Raw genomic sequence first — 22,720 nt, 5'->3', positions numbered from 1 at the left:
CAATGACCTGTGTGGTTCGGGCATGGGTGCATCGCAGGGTCACGGAGTTTCCGCACGCGTTCATCGTGGCCGGCGCGCTGCTGACGCTCGTCGGGGTGGCCGAGTCGATCCTGCGTGCCCGCGGCCTGACCGCCGACCGGCCGGCCGGGTTACCGGTGTTCATCCTGCTCGGCCTGGCCACCACGCTGCCGCTGACGCTGCTGCGGGCGCAGCCGGCCGTGGCCGCCGTCGTCGTCTCCGGCACGGCGGTGCTGTCGCTGACGGCCTTCGAGACCCTGACCGTGGCGGGGGCGTGCGCGCAGCTGGTCGCGGGCTTCCGGCTCGGGCGCGGCGACGGGCGGCGGTGGCTCGCGCTCGTGCTGGCCGCGCCGTTCCCGCTGCTGGCCCTGCTCGGCACCGGCGCGGTCAGCGACGTCGCACCCGCGCGGGGCGCGCTTGAGGCGGGCGCACTCGGGACGGGCGGACTCGCGCCAGGCGGGCCAGGCGGGCTCGGGACGGACGGGCTCGGGACAGGCGGACTCACGTCAGGCGGGACGGGCGGGCTCGGGACGGACGGGCTCGGGACAGGCGGACTCACGTCAGGCGGGACGGGCGGGCTCGGGACAGACGGGCTCGTGTCTGGCGGGCTTGTGTCCGGCGGGTTCGGGCTGCACGACGCTGCGGGCATGTCCGCCGGCGGCTACCCGTACCTGCTCGTCCTGCTGCTGGCCTGTCTGGCCCCGGCGGCGGCCCTGGCCGGCGTCGCCTGGCGGGCGCGCGGCGACGCGCGTGAGAGCGGCGCCGCCCGGCAGGCCATCGCCGACACCCTGCTGGAGCACACGGCGCGCGGCGAGCGCGCGCGGATCGCACGCGAGCTGCACGACGTCGTCGCCCACCACATCTCCCTGGTCGCCGTGCAGGCGGAGACCGCGCGGCTGGCCACCCCCGGCATGCCGGCCGCGGGTGCCGAACGGCTCTCGGCGATCGGCGACACCGCCAGAGCCGCGCTGACCGAGATGCGGCGGCTGCTGGGCGTGCTGCGCGAGGACGCCGAGACCACCTCGGCGGACTGGCACCCCCAGCCGGGCCTGCGCCTGTCCGAGCTCAACGAGCTGGTCGACGAGTCGCGGCAGGCGTCAGGGACGGCCACCCGCCTCATCCTGCGCGGGGACCCGGTCGAGCTCGATCCCGGCGTCGAACTCGCCGCCTACCGCATCATCCAGGAGGCCCTCACCAACGCCAGGCGACACGCGGCGGGCGCCGCCGTCGACGTGGAGCTGCGCTACACCGGCCAGGGCGTGCTCGTGCGCGTCCGCGACAACGGGCCAGGCCCGTCACCGGACGCGCCGGCCGCCGGCCACGGGCTGTCCGGCATGCGCGAGCGCGCGGCGGCCGTCGGCGGCGAACTGTCCACCGGCCCCGCCCCGGGCGGCGGCTTCCTCGTCGAGGCCCGCCTGCCGGGCAGAACGGTGGTCGGCCGGTGAGCGCGCCACCGAGCAGCGAGCCGTGCGGACGGAAAAGATCGGTGGCCGGCTAGTGAGCGCGGCACCAAGCAGCGAGCAAGGCCGACGGAGAAGATCGGCGACCAGTCAATGAGCGTGGCACGAAGCATGCCGGGAAAGGGGACGACCGGCCCATGAACACGGTGCGGATCGTCGTGGCCGACGACCATCCGGTGGTGCGCACCGGATTCGCCGAGCTGCTCGGCACCCAACCCGACTTCACCGTGGTCGGCACCGCCGGCGACGGCGCCGAGGCCGTACGGCTCTGCCGCGAGCTCTCCCCCGACGTCGTCCTGATGGACGTGCGCATGCCGGGCACGAACGGCATCGACGCCACCAGGCGGCTGGCCGGCGACGGCGGGCCGCGTGTCCTCATCCTGACGACCTTCGACCTGGACGAGTACGTCTACGACGCGCTGCGTGCCGGCGCCAGCGGGTTCCTGCTCAAGGACGTCACCGCCGAACGGCTCTTCGACGCCGTGCGTGTCGTCGCCGGCGGCGAGGCCCTGCTCGCCCCCACCGTGACCCGCCGCCTGATCAGCGAGTTCGCCCAGCTGCACCGCCGGACCGAGACCGCCGCGCTCTCCGCGCTGACCCCTCGCGAGACGCAGGTTCTCCGGCTCATCGCGGAAGGACTGTCCAACCCGGAGATCGCCGGCCGGCTGACCGTGACGGAGGAGACGGTCAAGACGCACGTCAGCCGCGTGCTGAACAAGCTCGGCCTGCGTGACAGGACCCAGGCCGTGGTGGCCGCCTACGAGACCGGCCTGGTCGTCCCCGGCCGCCGCCCCTGACCCGGCCGACCTGGCCCATCCGGCCGCCGGCCCTGACCCCGCTCATCCGGCGCGCGGATCCCAGGAGAACGGACCTCTGACGTCTTCGCCGTGCTCACGCCAGGATCATCCCCGGCATGCCGGGCCGTCCGCCGGCGTGAATCGGACCTCTCACCTGGCCCGTCACCGGACGGCCTGGAGCTGACCGATCTCGAGACGATGAGCGTGGTCAGCCTGGCCGGCCGGCCAGCGGGCCTCTGTCGTTGACGGCGGCGTGGGTGAAGGCGCCGACCCGGGCGGTGGCGCCGGTGGTACGCCAGATCCGCCCCCATTCGAACGCCGGCCGCGCCCACGAGGGGAGGTCACCCGGCGCGAAGGAAGCAGTTTGACGCGCCTCGAAGGCAGCCCGCCGCACGCCCGGCCGTGTCAGGGGTTGTTCAGGTAGGCGAGGACGGCGAGGACCCGGCGGTTGTTGGTGTCGTCGTCGGTGATGCCGAGTTTGCCGAACATGGAGGTGGTGTACTTGCTGATGGCGCTTTCGCTGAGGAAGAGCCGCTGGCCGATGGCCTGATTGGACAACCCCTCGGCCATCAGGCCGAGCACGGCGTGTTCGCGTTCGGTGAGCCCTCCGAGTCGCCGGTCCGAGGACCCGCTGGACAGCAGCTTGGTGATGACGGCCGGGTCCATGGCGGTCCCTCCGCCGGCGACGCGCTCCAGGGCGTCGATGAACTGGTCGGCGTCGAACACGCTGTCCTTGAGGAAATAGCCGACGCCGCCGGAGCCGTCGGCCAGGAGTTCGCGGGCATACAGCTGTTCGACGTGCTGGGAAAGGATCAGGACCGGCAGTCCGGGCACTTCGCGGCGGGCGGCGAGAGCCGCCCGCAGGCCCTCGTCCGACTGGGTCGGCGGCATGCGAACGTCGACGACGGCAACGTCCGGCCGCCACGTCAGCAACGCGTCGAGCGTCTCAGGTCCGGTGGTCGCGGTCGCCACCACCTGGTGTCCGTACGCCTCGAGGAGGCGGATGATCCCGTCGCGCAGGAGGTAGAGGTCTTCGGCTACAACGATTCGCATGGGACCACCATCCTCACACGGGTCGGACCGCCCGCCGGACTGGTGATCTCCACGGTGCCGTCGAAGACCGACAGCCTGCGGCGCAGTCCCGCGAGCCCGCCGTCGGCTCGCACGCTCACCCCGCCCCTGCCGTCGTCCTCGACCTCGACGGCGATGCCGGTGTCGTCGCGGACGACGGAGATCCGCGCCCGGGTCGCGCGGGCATGCTTGGCCGCGTTGGTCAGCAGTTCGGCCACGCCGAAGTACAGGGCGGACTCGATCGGCGGGTCCAGGCGTAGCCGGACGTCGGCGCTGACGGTCGCCTCGAGCGGGCTGTCCAGGGCGAGAGCGCGGACGGCGTCGACGAGCCCCCGCTCGTTCAGCACCGGCGGGCTGATGCCCCTGACCAGTTCGCGCAGCTCGGTGAGGGACGTGGTCGCGCCGGCTCGCGCTTGTCGCAGCAGCGCCTTGGCCTGGTCGGGATCGGTCTCCATCAGCTTCTCCGCGGTCGCCAGGGACATACCGAGCGCGACCAGGCGGGCCTGCGCTCCGTCGTGCAGGTCCCGCTCGATCCGGCGGATCTCGGCGGCCTGCGCGACCGTGGTGTCCGCGCGCTGGGCCGTCAGCTCATCCACCCGCTCGGCCATCGTCATCGCGGGCGACGGGCCCAGGAAGCGGACGGCTACCGGCTCGGCGGACCGCCAGGCGTACGAGGCGCCGCCGATCGCCACGGCCAGTCCGAGCACCCCGATCAGGCGCGCGAAGAACGCCGGCTGGGACAGCCCGAGGATCGCCGCCGCGAGTCCGGCCGGCGGGATCGCGCAGATCAGGCCCACGGTGACCGGTGCGATCGCCGTGAACCGCAGGTCACGCCAGGTGGCGGGATCGCGCCACCTGGTCCGCCATTGCTGGTCCATGCGGGCGTCCCGGCTGGTGCGCTCGTAGGAGTACCCGTTCCACCAGTACCCGGTCGACATCTGTGTCACGGCCCCGGGCTGCCGGTATCCGCCGGGGATGACAGTGCCCGTCCACTTTGCGACGAGGGAGCGGAACATCCGGCAGACCGGGCGGGACAGGGCGAGCGTGCCGATACACGCCCACAGGAACGGCACTGTCCCCGACCACGGGTCTCCGTCCCACCACCAGATCCACACCGCCACGGCAGCGGCCCACACGGCCGGGACCAGCATGGCGACGGCCGCCACGACGCATGCTCGCCCGAACCCCACACAGGCACTCACCACCCACGACACCAGCTGTCGCATGATTCCCCTTCTCACTCCGGCACCCCGACTCACCAGCACCAGGACCGCGGCATCCGCGGTACCCGCAGCGGGCTGGTGTCTGCACAGTGCACCGCACGGAGTCTGACACCCCCCGGATCGGCGCTGAAGTGGGGCTGGACCCACCAACCCGTACGTCCAGGCGCATACCGCCCCTCCTGTCGCGCTCCCTAACGTCGGCACCACGCCAGCCGACGCAAGGTCGGCACCACGCGAGCCGACGCAAGGGGAGAAAGCGATATGGAAACCACCAACCGCACCACGGCCGAGACGGCCCGCCCCGACCGTCCGCAGGCCCGACGGGCCTTCGCCACGGCGAGGATCCTCGTCGCGGCCTACGGCGCGCTCAGCGCCGCGGTCCTCGTCACGGTCGCCGTACTCGCGACCACCGGACACGCGGTGACCTCGTTCATGTGGGGCCGGTCAGCCGGAGTGCTCGCGAGCGCCGCGGTGGCCTACTGGCTGACCGTCCTCGCCGCGCGGGGAGCACGATGGGCCTATCTCCGTATGCGCGTCATCACGGTCATCATGCCGATCGCGATCATCGCCATCGACATGATCCCCGGAATGCTCCCGGCGTGGTTCGTCATGACGCAGGCCGTCTGCGCCCTCCCCGTCGCCGCGGCCGCATTCGTCGTCAACGGATCCCGGCTGTGCGCCGCCTTCCCCAAGACACGCTGCCCCCCTCGGTTCCCGCACGCTCCCTGCCCCGTCTCCAGCACCCGGTCGGCCGAACGGTGCGTCAATCGCGGCCCGGCGGATCCGCGGCGTCCCGACCGGTGGCGTGATCAGTAGGCCCCGGGGTTGAGCTCCTTCAGGACGGCCTGCCCCGCCGCGCGATGCTCGGCGGCCGCGGCCGGATCCGTCCCGTCGAGCACGACCGCGATCCCCTCGTGGGCCAGCGCCTCCGCGTACCGGTTGCCCAGTCTCGGGGCCAGCTCCAGCGCCTGCCGGTGCAGCCGCAGGGCCTCCTCGGGCAGGCCCGCCAGCCGGCAGGTCTCGGCGTAGCCGTTGAGGAAGCGGATCTTCCAGTGTTCCTCGAAGAGTTCGTCCAGCAGCGCGAACGCCTCCCGATGGCTGGCCAGCGCCTCCTCGTACCGGCCCATCTGCCGCAGCGCGACGCCCAGGCAGTTGAGGCACCAGGCCTCGTTGTGCTTGTGCCCGTCCTCGCGGGCCAGCGTCAGCGCCTCCCGCAGGTGCCTCACCGCTTCGCCGGGTTCCTCGGGGGCGACCGCCACGCCGAGGGTGATCCGGGCCGTCAGCGGGGATGCCGACGCGGGGTCGGTGTGCGGGATGTCCAGCGCCTGCCGGGCCAGCCGCGCCGCCTCCTCGCGGTGTCCCAGCTGCAGCATCGCCCAGGACTCGCACGCGGTCGCGTGGGCCGCGCCCATCGGGCAGTCGGCCGCCGTGTACAGCCTTCCCGCCAGCCGGAAGAGTTCGAGCGGCTCCTCGACGTACCCCTCGTCCCACCGCAGATAGGCACGGCGCATGGCCAGCTCGGCCTCGAACCGGGCGTCCCCCGTCCGGGACACCAGCGGTGCCGCCGCCTCGTACGCGGCCTCGGCCTCCGCCATCCGGCCCGCGTTGTACCGGGCGAAGCCCAGGTCGCTGTGCGCCTCGGCCAGCTGCAGCGGATCGCCCAGACGCTGCGCGGCCACCAGCGACCGCTCGAACAGGACATTGAGGTGCGTGGTGCCGCAGCGCCGTGCGAAGAAGGTGCGCATGAAGCGCGGCAGCTCGCACGCATGGGCGTCGGCTCCGGTGGCGACCGCCACCTCGAAGGCGGCCATCAGGTTCGAGTACTCCGTGACGAACCAGAAGAGGGCCGCCTTCTTGTCGGTGAACCGCGGCAGCTCGGCGGGAGGCCGGCCAGCGGAGGCCGCCCGGCTGCCCGAAAGCAGCGGCATCGCGGCGTCGGCGGCCGCTGCCGCGTGCACGTAGTAGTCGAGCACCCGGCCGAGCGCCTGCTCCCGCTCCTCCGCTGAGTCCTGCTCCTCAACGGCCCGGCGCGCGTGCTGGTGCACCAGGTCGTGCAGCCGGTACCGGCCGGCCGCCGGCTGCTGGACGAGGTGCGCGTCGAGCAGGTCCTCCAACATCGCCCGGGCGCTGCGCAACGGCACGTCCGCCAGCGCCGCCGCCACGTACTCGTCGAAGGAGGACCCGAGCAGCAGGCCCAGCAGGCGGAACAGGCGGCGCTGGCCCCGGTCCAGCTGCCGCACCGACATCGCGAACGCGGTGTCGAACTCGTCCGCGCCCTCCCGCATCCGCTCGACGAGGATGCCCACGGTCCAGCCCGGCCGGTGCCGCAGCCTGGCCGCGGCCAGCCGCAAGGCCAGCGGCAGGTGGCCGCACAGCCGCAGCACCTCGGCCGCGGACTCCGGTTCGCGGGACAGCCGGCCGTCCGAGCCGCTGGGGTCACCGCTGGCGCGGGCCAGCAGCTCCGCGCTCTCCTCGGGGGTCAGCACGTCCAGCGAGACCGGGGGCACCTCGTCCAGGCCCAGCAGCCGATTACGGCTGGTGATCAGGGCGACGGAGGCGCCGGCGCCGGGCAGCAGCGGGCGGACCTGGTCGGCGTCGGCGGCGTTGTCGAGGACCACGACGGCCCGCCGGCTCGCCAGTTCCGACCGCCAGCAGGCGGCCAGCGGTTCGATGCCGCCCTCCTGCGGGATCTTCTCGGAGGGGACGTCGAGCGCGGCGAGCAGGGTCCGCAGCGCGGCGTCGTGATCGAGGGGCTGACGTCCCTCGGTGAAGCCGTGCAGGTCCAGATAGAGCTGGGCGTCCGGGTAATCGGCGGCCAGCAGGTGGGCGGCGTGCACCGCCAGGCAGGTCTTGCCGACGCCCGCCATGCCGTCGACGGCGACCACCCGGCCGCTGTCCACCGCGGCGAGCACGGCGGCGAGCTGGGCCTGGCGTCCGGTGAAGTCGGGCACGTCGCGCGGCAGATCGTTGCGTGGCGGGCGCGGGGCCCCGGCGGGCGGGGACGGCGGCTGCACCTGGCGGCTGCTCTTCGGGGGCGCCGGCAGCGGGCTCGAGGCGCGTTCCCACAGCGGACGCAGCGGGCGGGGGTCACGCTTGACGAGGCGGCAGAGCGCGATCACCGCGGGCCAGGGCGGTGCCGTCTGGCCACTGAGGTAGCGCGACAGCGAGGACGAGCTGAGACCCGTGTCCCGCGCGAGGGCCCGCACGCCGAGCCCGGACAGCTCCTGGAGCATCCGCAGCCGGGCGGCCAGCTCATCCTGGGGATCGGCCGTCGTCGTCCGCTGCTGCACACCCACGGTTCTCCGCCTCTCTGTCCCGCTCCGGCACTGACTTTCCGGGCCGGATCTGCGCTGATCAAGGCCGTTTCAGCTGTCCCAGCGTGTCCCATCTCCCTCGTCCTGGCAAACCAGCTGGGCTGTGATGGACCCACGCCCCGCAAGGACGGGCGCCGAACCTGAAGAGGAGAACACCGACATGCAGTCCCGTATGCAGAACCCCGCCGTCGTCCTGTCCGGTGCGATGCAGCCCATCCAGGAGCTCTTCAAGAGCGTGCACTCCGGCGGGGTGGACGGGCAGATCCTGGAGCTGGTGCACCTGCGGGTCAGCCAGATCAACGGCTGCAGCGCCTGCGTCGACGGCGGCGTCAAGACGAGCCGCAAGGCCGGAGTGAGCGACGAGAAGCTGGCCACGGTCGTCGCCTGGCGGGAGACCCCGTACTTCACCGACGAGGAGCGGGCGGCGCTCGCGCTGGCCGAGGCCGCGACGCGGCTGGCCGACCGTCCCGACGCGGTGAACGACGAGATCTGGGACGCGGCCGCCACCTACTTCGACGAGAAGCAGCTGGCCGCGATCATCCTGATGATCGGCGTCACCAACCTGTTCAACCGGCTCAACGCCACGACCCGCCAGCTGGCCGGCGCCTGGGGCTGACGGTCCCGCGCCCGCCCGCCGGAAGGCCGGAGCGCGCTCGCCCGCCGGAAGGCCGGAGCGCGCTCGCCCACCGGAAGGCCGGAGCGCCGGCCGGAAAGCCAGAGCGCGCTCGCCCTCCCTGGAAAGCCGGAGCGCGCTCGCCCGCCGGAAACACGTCGCGTCGAACGTCAGTTTCGGAGAAGCCGCCGCAGCGGCGTCCATGACACCCTTGACCATCAAAGCCGCATACCGGAAGGAAGCTCCCAATGAAGGACACGAAGCAGGCCGACAAGACGTTCGTCGGATTCACCGAGGATGAACGCGCCGCGATGAAGGAGCACGCCAAGGAGCTGAAGGCGGCCGCGCGCCGCGGATCGCGCGCCGACAAGGCCGCCGAGGACGAAGCCGCCGTGCTCGCGAAGATCGCCGAGATGCTGGACGCCGACCGGGTCCTGGCCGAGCGGATCCACGCGATCGTCAAGGAAAGCGCGCCGAGCCTCGCGCCGAAGCTCTGGTACGGCATGCCCTCGTACGCCAGGGACGGCAAGGTCGTCTGCTTCTTCCAGAGCGCCCAGAAGTTCAACGCGAGGTACGCGACGTTCGGCTTCAGCGACCAGGCGAACCTCGACGAAGGCGCCATGTGGGCGACCTCCTACGCCCTGAAGGAGCTCACCGCCGCCGACGAGGCGATGATCGGCGAGCTCGTGAAGCGAGCGGCGAGCTCGTGAAGCGAGCGGTGAGCTGAAACCGGAGCGCCACGCCGTACAACGCGGCTGATGGGAGTCTGGCCGGCGAATCGCGACCACCCAGCCCGCATGACACCGCCGCCAGAAAGCGGACCCGCTCAGTCGACGGTCATCCGCTACCCTGACTCGGATTGATCATTTCCGGGAGAGGGCGCCGTGATGCAGGAACCCGCGGCAGATGCGTCATCTCCCGTTTCGGCAGCGCTGCGCTTCGGTGCGGTTCTGGCCGCGGCTGGACCGGTGGTCCTGACGGCCTTCGGGGTCGGCAGGCAGAGCGTCGGCTGGTTCTGTTCCGGGATGGGTTCCGCTTCCTCTTCGGGTGAAGGCCCATACGCGCTGGAGTACGTGCCAGGAGAGCTGCTGTTCTGGGGCGTTCTCCTGCTGCCGGTCGCCGTGGTCGGCCTTCTCCTGCGCGGGTCACGTCGGTCCGCGCTCACCGCCGTCGCCGCAGTCAGCACAGTGCTCGCGTTCGGGCTGGTCACGGCGTTTTCTCTACCGGGTCCCGACCCATGCACCGGGCAGGAACGCGCGGTCATGCCGCCCTGGCCTTTGATCGCCTGTTATCCGGTGGCCGCAGGGGCACTGCTCCTGGTGGCCCGGTCACCCCTGCCTCGGAGGCCGTACGGGGTCATCCTGTGGGCGGGCGCCGTCGGCGCGGCGGCATGGGCGGCGATGTTCCACCGCTGGACGATCACATACGACACGTTCTTGGTTGGCGTCGTCTATCTGAAGACCCCGGAGTCCATCTGGGACGGCCCCGCCTGGTGGTCCGGTAAGGCCGACGCGATCGGATTACCGGTGGCACTCGTCGCATTGGCGGCGGCCACGAGAGTCGCCACTTCCATCCGATGGGGACGGTGGGTAAGCACCGCGGCCGCGGTCGCCCTTCTCCTCTTCCCGCTGCTCGACGTCGCGACGTACGCCAGCCAGTACAGCGGCGACTACGAGATGTCTTTCGCCGATTCGGTACGGTGGCCGCTGCTTGTCTCGGCTGTCCTCGTCGCGTCGGCCACTTGGAGCCCCGCCGGGCGGACCTCCTGGGTCACGACCGTCCGCCTGGCGCGAAGCATGATGCGCGGACAGTCGAAAGATGTGGCCGCCGGCCGGGTGAAAGAACTCGCCGTCGCCACTGTGATCGCGGTCGCAGGCATCTGGTTGATCGTCTCGTCCTTCACACCGACGCGGTAGGAGTACAACGACAGATCCCCCGGTCCGGAGTGGGATCTACGCCGGGAGCACTTCATTACGCGATTCCACATGATCGTCCAGTGCCGTACACCGGAGTGCTCCACCCAGCTCAGAAGCGGATTCGACATGGTCGCCTTCCGTGCCCGTTCACCCGCGTCCGGCGTCGTTGTCAGCACCAGCGTTAGCAAGATTGGATCCGATCGTCCCACTGAAGCGAAACTTGCCGTCAGCTGAGGCGAAGGCCTCTGCCATGCGCTCAGTCGCGAACGGTGTAGCCGCCCTTGCTCAGGGGCAGGATCGGCGCCGTGCCCATGCAGATCGGCACTTCCTGCTCGAACCCGAGGACGGCCCAGCTCCAGCCGAGCCGGTCCCGCTTGCCTTCGTCGTCGACGGTGAACCCGACCCGCTTGCCGGTCGGGATCTCGATCTCCGCAGGGGACGCGCTGACCTTCTCGATGACTCCGGTCACCACCGCGACGTCTCCGCCGACGTTGAGGCAGTCGATCTTCCCCTGGAAGTCCGCGAAGACCTTCCCGTCGGGGTACCAGTGCTGGACCCGGAAGGTGCCCTGGGACTCCGTGGCGAAGCCCTTGGCTTCGATGGCGAACCGGACCTTGTGCCCCTTCCACCCGGCCCCGAGGATGTCGAGAGTGCCCTCACCGGTCCCGGACAGGAGGAAGTCCGGCAGCGCGGCGGGCTTCGGTCCGGGGTCGGCCTGTGCGGCCGGCGCGGTCACTGTGAGTACGGCGAGCCCGGCGGCGAGCCCGGCGAGGGCGACACGGCTCCGGCGGGCCAGTCGTGTGATGGTCATCGAGAATCCCTTTGATCTCAGCTGTTCGTAACACCACCAGGCTCGCGATCGGGATGCCCCCGCCCCTCCCACCCGAGGGTGATCCCACTCCCCCTTACGCGGGAACTCGCCCGGCCGGTGGCACGTCGGCGGAACGGGACACGATCGCATGATCGGCCCCGGTTGGGAGCCCTTGGAAGCGCGGGCGGCTCCCAAGGGGGGAGAAGAGACCGGGTGAGCCGGGAAAACGAGAAGGCCCCTGGAGGCGTAATGCCTGCTCAGGGACCTTCTTCGTGAAGCGCGGCCGAGAGGACTCGAACCCCTAACCTTCTGATCCGTAGTCGTGGTGTCGCTAGCGCTGTGGTCCACCTGCGGAAACCCAGCTAGCAGAGCTGCGCTGCGAAGCGAGAAATAGCCAAATCAGATGGTTACAAATGATCTACCTCTGGAGACTCCGCTCGCGGCGACTCTATCGGCCCTGGAGCGGCTACCGCTCGGGCCAGTCCTGCGGCGGGCGTACAAAGGTCCCGAGCGACTCCACTTTCCGGACGTACCCCTGCTCGGCTAGCGCGTCAACCGCATGCTTCACCGTGTTGATTCCAAGCTCGAACTCTTGCACGAGTTGCTTAAAGCTGGGAATCTTGCCGCGATAGGTGCCGTCCTGGATACGCCCGCGCAGAATCTCCATCAGCTGTAGCCAGCGAGGTCGCTCGAGATCCCATTTGATCATGGAAAAACGGTAGTGACCCCAGGCGGTGCCCAGCACGCCGGGAACCGCCCAGGCGCACCCAGGCGCACCCATGTGTACCCATACGAAGTTGGGGTAGAAGGGACACAAGCGACGGCGCGGATACATTTCCCTTGCCGGATCTGTCGGGCCCGCGCCGTCGCACGCGAGCCGAGCCCGGCCGCGGATGGCGCGCAGGCCTAGCGGCCGGGCTCTTCGGGTGGACGCCTGTTCTGTATGGCCTGGATGACCTGGCGCGGATTGAGATGGCTGACGTAGCGGTCGGTGGTGGCGAGAGACTCATGCCCCAGCTGGTCCTTGATGACGTGCGGAGCGACGCCCGTCTCGGCGAGGTCGAAGGCCAGAGAGTGGCGGAGGCCGTGCGGGTGGACGCGCTTGTCGATCCCGGCCCTCTCGGCTGCGCGCTTCAGCGCGGCGCGGACGTAGCGCGGATCGAGCGGTTTGCCCACGTTTCCCTCTGAGTAGGTGGCGAAGAGAGGATGTCTGGCGGTCAGACCCAGACTGGCGCGCTTGTCCATCCATCGGGCCAGATGTGCCAGATTGGCGGGATCCACCCCGACGACGCGCACCCTATAAGGATTGGGCGCCTTACTGAGGTCCTTACGTGGTTTGCGCTTCCCAAAGCGTATTCGTATGGAACCTGCTTGAAGGTCGACGTCGCGCGGTTCAAGCTTGAGTGTCTCGTTTAAGCGGCTTCCTGTCCCGTACATCACAGCTATGAGTGCTCGTAGCCGTATGCCTGAAATCGAACGTGTCGAGACGGTTGAGATGAGTATCTGAGTTTCTTCGTGTGTGAGCGGTTCGGGAGCGAATGTCTGGCCCGCATTGGTCGGCGGAGACGGCATGAAGATCCTTTCAGCCCTGAGTACCGCTTCTTCTATAGAAGCGGTACTCATTTGCCGCTCACGCTAACACCGCGCGCCAATGAACGGGCGGACTTGCGAAAGCGGTATCAAATCCGAAAGAGCGATGCGCAAGGGCTGCGTCAAGTGAAAGTGCGACATCTGCCCTAAGGCAACGAATTCGGTATGGCTGTGCACCGCACGCCTCATTGGTTCGTCTTACTCCCGTCGACATCATCCGTTTCAGGAGAATCAGCATGCGCATGCGTTTACGTGCCGCCGCCACCGTCACCGCCGCGGCGGCTTTGGTCCCTGCCGTCGCACTGCCGGCCGCTGCGGCTCCTCCGGGCCTGCCGAAGGGCACGCTCGCAGCGAAGGTCACGAAAATCGTGGACGGCGACACGATCGACATCGTCCGCGGAGGCAAGACGTACCGCGTCCGGCTCCTCGAGGTTGACACCCCCGAGCGGGGAGAATGCTGGTTCAAGACCGCCACAGCCCGCACCGCGCAGTTGCTCCCGGTCGGGAAGTCGGTCTACCTGCTAGCGGACAAGGACCCGAAGGACCGGTACGGCCGGCACCTGTTCTACGCGTTCAACAGTTCGGGCGTGCACGTCAACCGCAACCTCGTCCGCTACGGCTACGCCAAGGCAGTCCTGTACAAGCCGAACGACGCCTACATCAAGGTGATGCGCGCCGAGCAGGCGAAGGCTCAGCAGGAGCAGCTCCGCATCTGGTCCGGCAAGTGCGACAAGGGCGGCACCACACCGACCCCGCAGCCCACCCCGACCCCCACCCCGACGAAGAGCGACCCGCCATCGAGCGGGAACGATCCGCAGTTCCGGACGTGTGCCGCCGCCAACGCCGCCGGCTACGGGCCGTACCGCAGAGGCGTTGATCCCGAGTACTACTGGTACGAGGACCGCGACGGTGACGGCGTCGTCTGCGAGCGATAGGCCAGCCCTAGACACGAAACGGCCCCGCCTCCCAGAGGGAGACGGGGCCGTAGACGTTCCCGGTGGATGCTCAGCAGACAGCGAAGAGCTTTTCCTTGGTGTGGACGGTGATGGGATCAGACTCCCTCATCTCGACCTTGACGGACACCTCATCCGACGACAGGTACAGGCCGATCGCCTCCGCAAGATTCGTCCACAGCTCCTCGATGCTCTCGCCCGAGGCGAAGCAACCCGGCAGTTCATCGACCTCAGCCCACACCGTGCCATCTTCTTCGGTGTGAACCTTAACCGTGTAGGTCCCGGTGCGTTCGTCCATGTCAGGGGCCATGTAGCGCTTCACCGTCCCTTCAGTCCTGCCTGCCGGAGTATGGCATCTCTCAGCGAGGGTGAATAGTCCTTACCACTGTGCATCGGCAGCGTGATCGGCCTGCATCCTTGCTTCTCCATCTTCACCGAATGTTTTCCCCCGAGGGTCTCCACCCACCCATGCTCTTCCAACAACTTCTTTGCGTTGCGTTGGTTGAGAGCACGTGGAAGGGCGTCGTCCTTCCCCATACGGGGACTCCTTTACCTCGATCGACGTGTGACCACACCCACCGCGAAGGCTAGGGCGCCGCCTTGATCAGTCGTCGAGGAATGAGAAGTACTCGCGTTCGCGTCAGGACGCGGGACCGCGGATCTCCACCTTGTCGGCGGGGAGGACCTCTACCTCTCCCCTACGCTCAGCTCGTCGGCCAGTTCTCCGGAGATGAGACGTAGCTTCCGCGCTTCTCGACCGTGAACACCCAGCCCTGCTCTCGCAGTAGCGCCACTGCTCGACGTACGGTCCCCTTGGCTACCTCGTATTGCTGCCTGAGCGTCGTCTCACTCGGGATCGGGAGATCTGGACGCAGCTCCCCCGCCCTGATCCGATCAGCGATCTCGGCGGCGATCTTCTCGTACGGCTTGGCCGCTCTCGACACCCGCGGTGCATCTTCCGGGCCCACGAACGTGCCACGTCCTGGCACCAAATAGACGAGCCCCTGCTCCCTAAGCAGACGCAGTGCTTTTGTTGCGGTGATGCGAGAGACGTTGAACTCGTCCTCGATCTCCTGCTCGCTGGGGACGGAATGGCCAGGCGGGATCGCGCCGCTGTCGATGCGGCGTCTGATCTCGGTTGCGACCTGCTGGTAGAGCGGCACGGGCCCCTCACGATTGAGCACGTGGGCACGGTAGATGAGCCATCTGGTGCCCTATTCGACCACTACGGCTCACTTGTCGAGATCTCATGATTTCCTAGCCAAGATATATCTACCTATAGACCAGATAGCTTGTCCAGGAGTACCTTTCATGGCATGACCCTCCCCGAGGTCCCGGAGTGCTCCGTCACACGCGGAGAGCACGGGACATACGAGCTCACCCACCGCGGGACCGGCGAGACAGCGACCGCTACCACCATCGCTGAGCTCGAGATCCGAGCCGTCATCCTGCGTTGCTCAGCGAGCTACAGCCAGGCGGCGGCATGAGCGCCTCGGAAAGCCCCACAGGTTCCGAGAAGAAGCCCGCCGACACGCCCGCGTTGCCGCGTATCCCGGTGCGGAAGCCGGGGCCTCACCCCACCAAAGATCCGCACGAGGTGCAGGACAAGCGATGAGCCCGCGAGTGCCTATCCCATACATCAACGTCCGGGCTGACGAGCACGTCCGTCACCCGCTCGAATTCCAGTGGAGTGACGAGCACCGCGGACTGCGCCTCTCCTACAAGGACCCGGTCCCCCAGGACTGGATGTACGGGGTGCTGTGGACGCGGCAGGGCATGGTCAGCACCGGCCGGCCCGAGTACCGGACGGTGCACACCGCACGCCAACGGCGCTGCATGCTGCAGAGCCTCTGCCAGGTGTGCAAGCACTCCGCGGTCGACCCGGAGAACGGCCGCATCTGGTGGCTGTTCCCTACGCCGGAGCGGTACCTGTTCACGAACGCGCTCGGCGAGTACTACTCGCACATCGCGCCCACATGCCAGACGTGCATCCCGATATCGCTCGCCCACTGTCCGCACCTGCGCGAGGAAGCAGTCTCATGCACGGTCGCCGGCGTCGAGCCGTACGCCGTCCATGCAGACGTGTACCAGCCGCGCCCTGACCAGTCAGCGGAGCTTATCGCTCGTGACGCCCTGGTCCAGCTAGAGCAGTTCCAAGTGCTGGGTTCTGCACTGGCCAAGCAGCTCGTGGTGGCGTTCGTAGACCTCAGGGTCAGCCCTTAGACGTCCGGCTCTTGCATGTATCACCGGCGTGCAAGAACCGGAAGCCCCGGCGGGCAAGGGCCGGGGTAGGCGGTCCCGCTCTTTGCGCTGGAGGGGGCATCGGGCGGGGCCGCCAGTCAAGCCCGGCACATCCGCGCCGGGACATGAGCCCCGGGTTTCCCGGGGCCGGACGAGGGAAACCCGCAACCAATTTCACAACCCCGGTTGTGTCAGCGACCGATGAGGCGTATACCTGAGGAGTGATGGCCGACGAAAGAGAGGTGAGCGAACAGGTGCTCATCGAGCGGCTCATCGCCACCGTCCCGCGAGTCCAAGACGGAATCGAAGCCCAACGAGAGCAGCGCCGCCTCATCCACGAGTTGATGCGGCGCAACTGGTCCCAAGAGCGGATCGCCAAACTGCTCAAGGTGTCCCAGCAGGCAATCTCGAAAAGGTTGAAGCGCCCGATCGAGGGCGACCCCACAACTGAATAACCCCCAATGCCCCCGGGTCAGGTGCGCCAACACCTGACCCGGAGGACTTGACCACAGACCGCCCGACTCGAACCGAAGGTCTGCAGCCCATGAGGCACATTAGTGCTGCCATGCAGGTCAACGGTACCCCCGTTGATCATTTGTCCAGTTCCACGCCCTCCGACTGGTGGGCGTGGCTCACCGCGCGCATCGCGCCGATCCTGCCGCCCGTGTGGGTGTGGTGGATCGTCGGCGCGCTGTGCGCCGTCGTCGCCACCTGGCTCTTCGGGCGCGCCAGCCTGCGTCTCATCGGCAAGGCTGGCCGCGCTGCCCTCCCCTACCTGGCCGCCCGATCCGTCGAGGACGTCCTGACGATCGTGGCCGCCTCCATCGCCACGGGCGTGTCCGCGCAGGGCATGTGGCGCTTCTCCGGCGACGTCCTCGGCTTGGACGGGCCGCTCAGGCTGCTGCTGTTCGCCTTCATCGAGGTGGCGATCGTCACCTCCGCCGTGCGCGCCCGCCGCAACATGCGCGAGAACTTCTCCGCCGGGATCGACGGCATCGCCGTGTGGGCGCTCACCGTGCTCACCGCTGTCTTGTCCAGCATGGACGCCCGCAGCCTGGCCGAGGCCGTGTTCCGGCTGGCCGCTCCCCTCGTCGCCGCGTGGCTGTGGGAGCGCGGCATGGCCATCGAACGGCACCGCATCCGCGGCACAGGCCGCATCGCCTGGCGGTTCACCCCGGATCGAGTCATGGTCCGGCTCGGCCTGGCCGAAGCTCGCGACCGCACCGCCGCCGAGGTGGACGCCCACCGGCGAATCACCCGCGTCTCCAAGGCCGCCAAGCGCCTGCGCGTACTCCAGGAGGCGGGCGTCGAGGGTAGGAAGCTCAACCGCGCACAGGCCGCGTTCGACAAGGCCATGGACGCGCTCATGGAGTACACCGACCTGATCGGCGACGAGGCGCTACAGATGCGCCTGCTCGACCAGGCTGCCACCTGGGCAGGCGCCACCACCCTCACCAAGGTCCAGCCGCGGCCCGTCTGGCAGACGCTGGACCACCCCGCGAACACGCCCGCGGGCGGCATGCCGGAAGGCGCCGACGAGATCAGCGCGAACCTCGCCGAGTGGGCCGAACTCAAGCTGCGTGGTCGCGAACTGGTCGCGGCCGGCGACCACTCCGACGACCAGGACGCGACCACTCCCGCGACCACCCGAGCGCTCGTGATCCCCGCCCCGCGGACCCGCCTCGTGATCGACCCGGGCGACGCGCGACCGGTCGGGCATCTGGTGCCGTTCGAGCTGTGGTCGCGACCGCAGCCGCGACCGCTCAGCGAGGGCCTGCTGCCCCCGCTCATGGTCGCCGATTCGGACGCGGATCCGGTCGCCGAACAGGAGTCGGTCGCGACCGATTCGCGACCGGTCGCCGACCGTGAAAGGCCCAACGAGCAGGACCGACGCCGAACAGTCCGGTACTACACCGGTCGCGTCAGGAAGCTCAACCCTCCGTCCAAGCGAGAGCTCGCCGACTGGTCCGGATTCTCCGAAACATGGGCCCTCAGCTGCATGCAGGAAGGGCGCCGGCTCCTCACCGCGCAGGGCTGGATCTTCGACGAGAGAGGCACACCGACTCCTCCGCCCGATGTGGTCGCGACCGCGGTCTCCGCCAACGGGTCAGAAGCGACCGACGGAGGTGCGGAATGAACTGGCTCATGGGCATCTGGCTCGTCCTCCTCGGGATGATCGGGTTCGGCGTCTGGTCGAAGATCACCAAGTGGTTCGAGCTGCTCATCCTCGGCGGTTTCGGACTCATGACAGGAGCCCTCGCCGCCGGCGCCCGGTCGTGGAGCGACGTCAGCCTGGGCACCCTTTGGGAGGCGTTCTTCTCATGAGACTCCCGAATTTCAAGCCCTTCCTCATGCGCTGGTGGGCGTTCCGACCCACCTGGATTGGCGTCCTCGCGATGGTCACTGGCGTCCTCTTTCTGGGCATCATCACGGACCTGCCCACCGCCGCGTGCATCGGCATCATCATCGGCACCTGCACGGCCGGCACTGCGATCCTGGCCGCCTGTGATGCGTACGCGGACGCGAACGGCATCCCCGACGACCCCGACGCCGACGAGGAGCCGCAGCCAACCGATGACGAGCTTGAGACATGACAGGGCTTGAGCTGGTCATCGTTGCTGCTGCTGGTGCTGGCCTCGTGGTAGTCACGAAGAAACACGGCAGCCGGAAGACGGTCAGCGGCGGCAAACCGGGCGGGCCGAGAGGCCCCCGGTCCTGGCTCGTCGGCTTCTACAACAGCACGGGCGCCGCGCCCGTCAAGTCGTCTGATCTGAAGGGTGCCAGCGCCGAGCTCGCTGGCCGCGGGGCTTCCCGCGGCTGGCGGGCCATCCGCCGCGCCAGCAAGGCCGCTGAGCAGCGGATGTCGGCCAAGCATGAGGTCAGGCGAGGCAGGTGGGAAGCCCGGTGGGCTGAGCGGCAGACCCGCCGCCCAGCTGAGACGGTCCTCGACCGGTGGCGGGCCACCCGCGGCCAGGCTGACGAGCGCAACGCCGTACGGCGCGGCATGGCCCGTGCCCGCCTCCTGTTCGGCCAGCCCTCCACACCATCGGCCCCCGTCCCTCAGACCACGCCGACCCCCCGGCCTAAGCAGGAATCCCCGGCATCCAGCGCCCCTGCACAGCCAGCACATTCACCTCGCACAGCTCCTTCCGGAGGCACCACCATGACCGCACTCACCGAGACCGCCCAGCAGGCCGCATCCGGCGTCGCCGCGCCCGAGGACTGGCGCGTGCTCGCCGACCGCGTCGCCAACTTCGCCCCCGAGGACGACACGGCACTCATCACGTTCATGCAGGGCGAGACCGCCGGCGTCCTCGCCTACGCCGACGCGCTGGAGCAGGCACGCGAGAACTGCGTCAACGACGTCGGCTTGGACCCTGCCGCCGTCCAGGGGCTGACGACCAGTTCGGAGCACGTCTCCGAGGTGTCCGAGCGGCTCGCCGAGGCGCTCAAGGAGTTCTTGACCGTCTACAGCGAGGTGCTGGAGCTGCGCGCCAACGGCGTCACCCTGCCGTTCGACGGCCGCTGGTTCACCGGCGAGACCGCCTGACACGCTCGCACGCTGCACGAAAGGGTTCCTCGTGGATCTCGACACCGACGACGTCACCAGCCCGCCAGCGGTCGAACGGTCGCGCCGCGGGCTGCTCGGGCGCGCGGTCGGCTGGGTACAGCGCGACCACCTGCGCCGCGGCCCGCTCGCGCTCATGGCTGGCGCGTACGGCCTGGCCGAGGCCGCACACCAGGTGGACGCGCCCGCCCTGGTCGGGCTGCCGCTGACCGCGGTGGCCGCGATCGGCATGTACGCACGCGAGATGAGCCTGCCCGGCCAGCGCGGGCCCGCCCGCGCGGCGCTGGCCACGCTGGCCGGCGGCAGCTGGATGACCGCCGCCGCCACCTGGGGCGTCACCGCGAGCGTCGAGGGCATCCCCGGGGCGATGACGTGGCTCGGCGCCGTCACGGCCGGGCTCATCTACTGGGCCTACCGCAAGGACCCGGCCATCGTGGCCGCCATCGCCTGGCAGCAGGCACGCGAGGACTGGCACCGCCGCGCCCCCCTGTACGGCCTGGCCGGATCACACCTCGTCTCTTGGCGTGAGACACGGCTCGGCGAGCAGTTCGAGCTCGACACCGTCGGCACCGGCCGCCGCGCCTCCGCGCTGGCCTCCCGCGACCTGGAGGAGCGCATCGCCGAGCGGGAGATGCTCAAGACCTCCCGCGTGAAGGCCCGTCCAGGCGGTATCGCCGGGCGGCTGCTGATCAGCATCCGGTACAAGGACCCGTGGGCGCAGCCGCTCCCTCACCCGCTGCTCGACCCCACCCCCGAGATCGTCCTCCCACAGCTGGCCGACGTGCGCGAGCCGTTCATCATCGGCATGGACCCCGAGACCGGCCGCCCGCTGCAGATCGTCCTGTGGGACGAGGACGGCGCCAAGCGCATCGTCATCGTGGCGCTGCCCGGCTCGGGTAAGACCGTCATCCTCAACTGCGTCTACGAGCGGGCCAGCGCTGCCGACAACGCGTGGCCCATCGGGATCAACGTCTCCAAAGCCAAGGAGCTGCGCCGCTGGCGGCGCGCCCTGGGCGCGTCGGCGTGCGGCCCCAACGAGCGGATCAAGGCCCTGCGTCTCCTCCAGTTCGCCCGCCACGTCATCGACTACCGCGGATCGCTCGACGACGCCGAGGAAGCCACCATCGAGCCCACCCGCGAAGTGCCGCTCGTGCCGATCATCCTCGACGAGATGGACGAACTGCTCGCCAAGAACGACCCCATCGGCCTCGCCACCCGCGCCGAGTTCGCCTACGTCATGAGCAAGGGCCGCTCTGAGGGCGTGCCCGTCATCATGGCCGGCACCCGCGGCACCGCCGCCTACACCGGCGGCGGCAACTCACGCACCATGGTTGACCAGGTCGTGCTCGGCCGCGTCAATCGCAAGTCCGAGATGCAGCACGCCGCCGGCGAGTACGGCCTCAGCCTGCCGAACATGGCCGAGTACGGCGAGGGCCACGCGGGCGTGGTCCTGGTCGCCGACATCGGCGGCCAGTGGTCAAGCGGCCGCGGCTGGAAGCTCGACAAGCTCACCGACATCGACCACCTGGCCGCCCGCCGCCGACCTGCCGAGCTCGAGCCGGGCCTGATGGCCTACATCGTCGAGCAGATGGGCGCCGACGTGGTGACCGAACTGCTGTCGATCGAGCCGCCCACCTCTCGCCTGGCCAAGGCCCCCAAGCCAGCCCAGCGCAGCGCAGCGCCGACACCCCTGGAGAGCAGCATGCCCGAAGACGTCGCTGCCGGCCGGGCCGCCGAGGCCCGCGACCGCGCCCGTACGACCCTCGCCCAGACCGGCAGCCTCGACACCAGCCTGACAGCGGGAGAGCGGCGCGCGGTCGCCATCGAGCGGCGCCGCCAGGCCGCCGAGCAGACCGTCATTGACCCCGAGCTGCGCACGGTCATCCTGCGCATGGTCGCCCGCCCCGAGGGCGCCTCGACCCGCGACATTGAGCGGGCGATGGAGCAGGAGCTCGGGCACGAGCGCGGCTTGTCGAAGAGCGGCGCGTGGCGGTGCCTGGATCGGCTGCGGTTCGAGGGGATCGTCGAGCTGCGCGGCAAGGGCCGCGGCGCGAGCTGGCATCTGATCGCGCCCACGCCGGCCGCCGCGCTCACCACAGACGGGGCCTCGACGCTGACCACCGAGGAGCTCATCGAGCAGGCCGAGGAGCAGGCGGAAGACGACGCGATCGATACCGCCAACGAACACGAAGAGTGATCGTAATTGTCCCAGCAGCCCCTCTCCGGAAATGTCCCACAGCCCCTCCCCCGGGGGGCCATATACGGGGATCGGCTGGGACATTGACACGTTTCTACCCGTCGCCGACCGCCGTCACAATCCGTCACCGAATGGAGGTGTGCACACGTGAGCTGGACTGCCCGAGCCGAGGTGCTGGCGGACACGACCGACCTCGGCGCCGACGCCGCGATGATGTGCGGCCGAGCCCGAGCGACAGGGTTGGACCCCAACAGCATCCGGTCCCTGCTCGGCGCGACCCTCGCGCTCGGCGTCCGTCCGCTGCGAGGTGAGGGGTGGACGCCGTACCGCCTCGACCGCGACCTCGCCGAGGACCTCGTCGAGCTGTCGGTCGCCGTGCACGACCGAGGCCGCCGCGTCGAGCAGCTCGTGACGCGCGTCGCCGCCCGCCGCGCCACACTGCGCCGGTGGCTGTTCCACGCCGAATCGGAGGACGCCCGACGACCTGTCTGGCGGGCTGAGATCACCGACTGCACCACCGCGTTGGAGGTCCTCGGCCCGCTGCCGCGACGTCTCGCGGTCATCATCGCCAAGCTCGCCGCCTGCCCTGTCCAGCTGGGCGAAACCTACGCCGCGGTGTATGCGCTCGTCGCCGCCGGCCGGGTCATGCCCCACGACGGCCGATGGCTGACGGGGGAGGTGCCGTGTTCGTCGACATGATGGACGACCTCGAGACTCTGGCCGCCGCCGAAACATGGATGGCCGGCGGCCTGTGCTCCCAGACCGACCCAGAGGTGTTCTTCCCCGAGAAGGGCCAGCCAGCGAGGCCGGCCAAGCAGATATGCCGGCGCTGTTCTGTCCGCACCGAGTGCCTCGACTACGCGATCGAGCACAACGAGCTGTTCGGCATCTGGGGCGGCACCTCGGAGAGAGACCGCCGACGCATCAAGCGGCACAGAGCCGCGTAAC

25 protein-coding genes are annotated in these 22,720 nt (G+C 69.6%); 16 read left to right on the top strand and 9 right to left on the bottom strand.

Annotated features, from left to right (window positions below; all coding sequences use genetic code 11):
* Positions 1 to 11: 11 nt before the first annotated feature.
* Positions 12 to 1,463: a sensor histidine kinase gene (locus tag ABZX22_RS16035; RefSeq protein WP_354909169.1), complete on the top strand. Its 1,452-nt coding sequence runs from the start codon at positions 12 to 14 to the stop codon at positions 1,461 to 1,463.
* Between the two features lie 152 nt (positions 1,464 to 1,615).
* Positions 1,616 to 2,275, top strand: a complete 660-nt coding sequence (locus ABZX22_RS16030) for a response regulator transcription factor (RefSeq protein WP_354909166.1) — start codon at positions 1,616 to 1,618, stop codon at positions 2,273 to 2,275.
* A 405-nt stretch (positions 2,276 to 2,680) separates the two neighbouring features.
* On the opposite strand, the gene ABZX22_RS16025 is transcribed toward ABZX22_RS16030, so the two are convergent.
* Positions 2,681 to 3,328 (bottom strand): response regulator transcription factor, encoded by a 648-nt coding sequence (locus ABZX22_RS16025; RefSeq protein WP_354909165.1) that lies wholly within the window; start codon positions 3,326 to 3,328, stop codon positions 2,681 to 2,683.
* A complete protein-coding gene (locus tag ABZX22_RS16020) occupies positions 3,313 to 4,572 on the bottom strand; it encodes a sensor histidine kinase (RefSeq protein ID WP_354909164.1) in 1,260 nt (419 codons plus the stop codon). Before ABZX22_RS16020 ends, ABZX22_RS16025 begins: the two co-directional genes overlap by 16 nt.
* A 258-nt stretch (positions 4,573 to 4,830) precedes the next feature.
* Between ABZX22_RS16020 and ABZX22_RS16015 the strand changes: the two genes are divergently transcribed.
* The gene (locus ABZX22_RS16015; protein ID WP_354909161.1) at positions 4,831 to 5,385 is read left to right on the top strand and encodes a hypothetical protein; all 555 of its coding nucleotides are present in this window, start codon (positions 4,831 to 4,833) and stop codon (positions 5,383 to 5,385) included.
* Here the strand turns inward: ABZX22_RS16015 and ABZX22_RS16010 are convergent.
* Positions 5,379 to 7,865 carry a tetratricopeptide repeat protein gene (locus ABZX22_RS16010; protein ID WP_354909159.1) on the bottom strand — a complete coding sequence of 829 codons (2,487 nt, stop codon included), beginning with the start codon at positions 7,863 to 7,865 and terminating at the stop codon, positions 5,379 to 5,381. The genes ABZX22_RS16015 and ABZX22_RS16010 overlap by 7 nt on opposite strands.
* Positions 7,866 to 8,043: 178 nt before the next feature.
* Between ABZX22_RS16010 and ABZX22_RS16005 the strand changes: the two genes are divergently transcribed.
* The 3 genes from ABZX22_RS16005 to ABZX22_RS15995 all read left to right on the top strand — a co-directional run bounded on the left by ABZX22_RS16005 (position 8,044) and on the right by ABZX22_RS15995 (position 10,412).
* Positions 8,044 to 8,499 (top strand): carboxymuconolactone decarboxylase family protein, encoded by a 456-nt coding sequence (locus ABZX22_RS16005; protein ID WP_354909156.1) that lies wholly within the window; start codon positions 8,044 to 8,046, stop codon positions 8,497 to 8,499.
* Positions 8,500 to 8,744: 245 nt separating this feature from the next.
* Positions 8,745 to 9,206: a DUF1801 domain-containing protein gene (locus tag ABZX22_RS16000; protein WP_354909154.1), complete on the top strand. Its 462-nt coding sequence runs from the start codon at positions 8,745 to 8,747 to the stop codon at positions 9,204 to 9,206.
* Between the two features lie 174 nt (positions 9,207 to 9,380).
* Positions 9,381 to 10,412: a hypothetical protein gene (locus ABZX22_RS15995; RefSeq protein ID WP_354909152.1), complete on the top strand. Its 1,032-nt coding sequence runs from the start codon at positions 9,381 to 9,383 to the stop codon at positions 10,410 to 10,412.
* Positions 10,413 to 10,668: 256 nt separating this feature from the next.
* Here the strand turns inward: ABZX22_RS15995 and ABZX22_RS15990 are convergent, their stop codons facing one another.
* The 3 genes from ABZX22_RS15990 to ABZX22_RS15980 all read right to left on the bottom strand — a co-directional run bounded on the left by ABZX22_RS15990 (position 10,669) and on the right by ABZX22_RS15980 (position 12,795).
* Complete coding sequence (locus ABZX22_RS15990) at positions 10,669 to 11,223, bottom strand: hypothetical protein (protein ID WP_354909150.1); 555 nt, start codon at positions 11,221 to 11,223, stop codon at positions 10,669 to 10,671.
* Positions 11,224 to 11,689: 466 nt separating this feature from the next.
* On the bottom strand, positions 11,690 to 11,932 hold the full coding sequence (locus ABZX22_RS15985) for a GntR family transcriptional regulator (protein ID WP_354909147.1): 243 nt from the start codon (positions 11,930 to 11,932) through the stop codon (positions 11,690 to 11,692).
* Positions 11,933 to 12,129: 197 nt separating this feature from the next.
* A complete protein-coding gene (locus ABZX22_RS15980; RefSeq protein WP_354909517.1) occupies positions 12,130 to 12,795 on the bottom strand; it encodes a site-specific integrase in 666 nt (221 codons plus the stop codon).
* 254 nt (positions 12,796 to 13,049) lie between these two features.
* On the opposite strand from ABZX22_RS15980, the gene ABZX22_RS15975 reads away from it, so the two are divergent.
* Positions 13,050 to 13,748, top strand: a complete 699-nt coding sequence (locus ABZX22_RS15975) for a thermonuclease family protein (protein WP_354909145.1) — start codon at positions 13,050 to 13,052, stop codon at positions 13,746 to 13,748.
* A 70-nt stretch (positions 13,749 to 13,818) separates the two neighbouring features.
* Here the strand turns inward: ABZX22_RS15975 and ABZX22_RS15970 are convergent, their stop codons facing one another.
* The 3 genes from ABZX22_RS15970 to ABZX22_RS15960 all read right to left on the bottom strand — a co-directional run bounded on the left by ABZX22_RS15970 (position 13,819) and on the right by ABZX22_RS15960 (position 14,950).
* On the bottom strand, positions 13,819 to 14,088 hold the full coding sequence (locus ABZX22_RS15970; protein WP_354909143.1) for a type II toxin-antitoxin system HicB family antitoxin: 270 nt from the start codon (positions 14,086 to 14,088) through the stop codon (positions 13,819 to 13,821).
* On the bottom strand, positions 14,085 to 14,303 hold the full coding sequence (locus ABZX22_RS15965; RefSeq protein WP_354909140.1) for a type II toxin-antitoxin system HicA family toxin: 219 nt from the start codon (positions 14,301 to 14,303) through the stop codon (positions 14,085 to 14,087). Before ABZX22_RS15965 ends, ABZX22_RS15970 begins: the two co-directional genes overlap by 4 nt.
* A gap of 167 nt (positions 14,304 to 14,470) precedes the next feature.
* On the bottom strand, positions 14,471 to 14,950 hold the full coding sequence (locus ABZX22_RS15960) for a GntR family transcriptional regulator (protein ID WP_354909138.1): 480 nt from the start codon (positions 14,948 to 14,950) through the stop codon (positions 14,471 to 14,473).
* A gap of 439 nt (positions 14,951 to 15,389) precedes the next feature.
* Between ABZX22_RS15960 and ABZX22_RS15955 the strand changes: the two genes are divergently transcribed.
* The 9 genes from ABZX22_RS15955 (at position 15,390) to ABZX22_RS15915 (ending at position 22,719) form a co-directional block, all read left to right on the top strand.
* Entirely contained in the window at positions 15,390 to 15,989 is a 600-nt protein-coding gene (locus ABZX22_RS15955; RefSeq protein ID WP_354909136.1) for a hypothetical protein, read from the top strand.
* Positions 15,990 to 16,231: 242 nt separating this feature from the next.
* Complete coding sequence (locus tag ABZX22_RS15950; RefSeq protein ID WP_354909134.1) at positions 16,232 to 16,462, top strand: hypothetical protein; 231 nt, start codon at positions 16,232 to 16,234, stop codon at positions 16,460 to 16,462.
* A 140-nt stretch (positions 16,463 to 16,602) separates the two neighbouring features.
* Complete coding sequence (locus ABZX22_RS15945; protein WP_354909131.1) at positions 16,603 to 18,144, top strand: hypothetical protein; 1,542 nt, start codon at positions 16,603 to 16,605, stop codon at positions 18,142 to 18,144.
* A complete protein-coding gene (locus tag ABZX22_RS15940) occupies positions 18,141 to 18,332 on the top strand; it encodes a hypothetical protein (protein ID WP_354909130.1) in 192 nt (63 codons plus the stop codon). Before ABZX22_RS15945 ends, ABZX22_RS15940 begins: the two co-directional genes overlap by 4 nt.
* Positions 18,329 to 18,601, top strand: a complete 273-nt coding sequence (locus ABZX22_RS15935; RefSeq protein ID WP_354909129.1) for a hypothetical protein — start codon at positions 18,329 to 18,331, stop codon at positions 18,599 to 18,601. The genes ABZX22_RS15940 and ABZX22_RS15935 overlap by 4 nt, the downstream gene beginning before the upstream one ends.
* 569 nt (positions 18,602 to 19,170) lie before the next feature.
* The gene (locus ABZX22_RS15930; protein ID WP_354909127.1) at positions 19,171 to 19,557 is read left to right on the top strand and encodes a hypothetical protein; all 387 of its coding nucleotides are present in this window, start codon (positions 19,171 to 19,173) and stop codon (positions 19,555 to 19,557) included.
* A gap of 31 nt (positions 19,558 to 19,588) precedes the next feature.
* Positions 19,589 to 21,772 carry a hypothetical protein gene (locus ABZX22_RS15925; RefSeq protein ID WP_354909124.1) on the top strand — a complete coding sequence of 728 codons (2,184 nt, stop codon included), beginning with the start codon at positions 19,589 to 19,591 and terminating at the stop codon, positions 21,770 to 21,772.
* 147 nt (positions 21,773 to 21,919) lie between these two features.
* A complete protein-coding gene (locus ABZX22_RS15920) occupies positions 21,920 to 22,471 on the top strand; it encodes a hypothetical protein (RefSeq protein WP_354909123.1) in 552 nt (183 codons plus the stop codon).
* Positions 22,468 to 22,719 carry a WhiB family transcriptional regulator gene (locus ABZX22_RS15915; protein WP_354909515.1) on the top strand — a complete coding sequence of 84 codons (252 nt, stop codon included), beginning with the start codon at positions 22,468 to 22,470 and terminating at the stop codon, positions 22,717 to 22,719. Before ABZX22_RS15920 ends, ABZX22_RS15915 begins: the two co-directional genes overlap by 4 nt.
* Position 22,720: the final 1 nt, after the last annotated feature.

It is taken from the genome of Nonomuraea sp. NPDC003804 (assembly GCF_040610675.1).
Lineage (GTDB): Bacteria > Actinomycetota > Actinomycetes > Streptosporangiales > Streptosporangiaceae > Nonomuraea.
The sequence above is the reverse complement of the archived record's forward strand: the minus strand, read 5'-3'. Positions and strand labels throughout refer to the sequence as shown.

Bases quoted from the DNA above. Each gene is read 5' to 3' on its own strand.
- ABZX22_RS15940 (WP_354909130.1), top strand. From the start codon at position 18,141: ATGAACTGGCTCATGGGCATCTGGCTCGTCCTCCTCGGGATGATCGGG.
- ABZX22_RS16015 (WP_354909161.1), top strand. From the start codon at position 4,831: ATGGAAACCACCAACCGCACCACGGCCGAGACGGCCCGCCCCGACCGT.
- ABZX22_RS16005 (WP_354909156.1), top strand. From the start codon at position 8,044: ATGCAGTCCCGTATGCAGAACCCCGCCGTCGTCCTGTCCGGTGCGATG.
- ABZX22_RS16025 (WP_354909165.1), bottom strand. From the start codon at position 3,328: ATGCGAATCGTTGTAGCCGAAGACCTCTACCTCCTGCGCGACGGGATC.
- ABZX22_RS15975 (WP_354909145.1), top strand. From the start codon at position 13,050: ATGCGCATGCGTTTACGTGCCGCCGCCACCGTCACCGCCGCGGCGGCT.
- ABZX22_RS16000 (WP_354909154.1), top strand. From the start codon at position 8,745: ATGAAGGACACGAAGCAGGCCGACAAGACGTTCGTCGGATTCACCGAG.
- ABZX22_RS15985 (WP_354909147.1), bottom strand. From the start codon at position 11,932: ATGATCAAATGGGATCTCGAGCGACCTCGCTGGCTACAGCTGATGGAG.
- ABZX22_RS15935 (WP_354909129.1), top strand. From the start codon at position 18,329: ATGAGACTCCCGAATTTCAAGCCCTTCCTCATGCGCTGGTGGGCGTTC.
- ABZX22_RS15950 (WP_354909134.1), top strand. From the start codon at position 16,232: ATGGCCGACGAAAGAGAGGTGAGCGAACAGGTGCTCATCGAGCGGCTC.
- ABZX22_RS15965 (WP_354909140.1), bottom strand. From the start codon at position 14,303: ATGGGGAAGGACGACGCCCTTCCACGTGCTCTCAACCAACGCAACGCA.
- ABZX22_RS15915 (WP_354909515.1), top strand. From the start codon at position 22,468: ATGATGGACGACCTCGAGACTCTGGCCGCCGCCGAAACATGGATGGCC.
- ABZX22_RS16030 (WP_354909166.1), top strand. From the start codon at position 1,616: ATGAACACGGTGCGGATCGTCGTGGCCGACGACCATCCGGTGGTGCGC.
- ABZX22_RS15990 (WP_354909150.1), bottom strand. From the start codon at position 11,223: ATGACCATCACACGACTGGCCCGCCGGAGCCGTGTCGCCCTCGCCGGG.
- ABZX22_RS15930 (WP_354909127.1), top strand. From the start codon at position 19,171: ATGACCGCACTCACCGAGACCGCCCAGCAGGCCGCATCCGGCGTCGCC.
- ABZX22_RS15980 (WP_354909517.1), bottom strand. From the start codon at position 12,795: ATGCCGTCTCCGCCGACCAATGCGGGCCAGACATTCGCTCCCGAACCG.
- ABZX22_RS16020 (WP_354909164.1), bottom strand. From the start codon at position 4,572: ATGCGACAGCTGGTGTCGTGGGTGGTGAGTGCCTGTGTGGGGTTCGGG.